1 protein-coding gene is annotated in these 487 nt (G+C 63.7%); it reads right to left on the bottom strand.

Annotated features, from left to right (window positions below):
- A partial coding sequence (locus tag ACOQFL_RS22820; RefSeq protein WP_435546258.1) for a GHMP family kinase ATP-binding protein occupies positions 1-487 on the bottom strand: 487 nt, incomplete at both ends.

The raw sequence follows: 487 nt of genomic DNA on the forward strand, positions 1-487 counted from the left end.
GTCCCGGACGAGGAAGGCGCAGGTCGGCCCCGATCCAGAAACCAAAGCGGTCAACGCACCCACCTCTCGCCCAACCGTCAACACCTCTTCGAGTTCGGGCCGAAGGTCGATGGCAGCGGCCTGTAAGTCATTGCTCAAACTGGCAGCGACAGCATCAAGATCGCCGCGGGTCAAGGCCGAGATGAGGTCATTGGGCACCGTTTCTCCCCCAGGGGTGCCGCCCAACTCGTCGAAACGTCGGTAGACAGCCGGGGTGGACAGTCCCTGATTCGATGTCGCGAACACCCAGCGATGACGTCCTCGGCAGATCACTGGCGCAAGACGGTCTCCTCGACCTCGCCCTAACGCCACTCCACCGGTGAGACAGAAGGGCACGTCGGAGCCAAGCTGAGCAGCCAACGGTTGTAATTCCTCGGGGTAGTAAGGGAGCCGACACAGCGCGGCCGCTGCCATGAGGGCGCCCGCTGCGTCAGCTGATCCTCCAGCC

This window comes from Actinopolyspora sabaoui, from assembly GCF_051225635.1.
In the GTDB taxonomy this organism is placed as follows: Bacteria; Actinomycetota; Actinomycetes; order Mycobacteriales; family Pseudonocardiaceae; genus Actinopolyspora.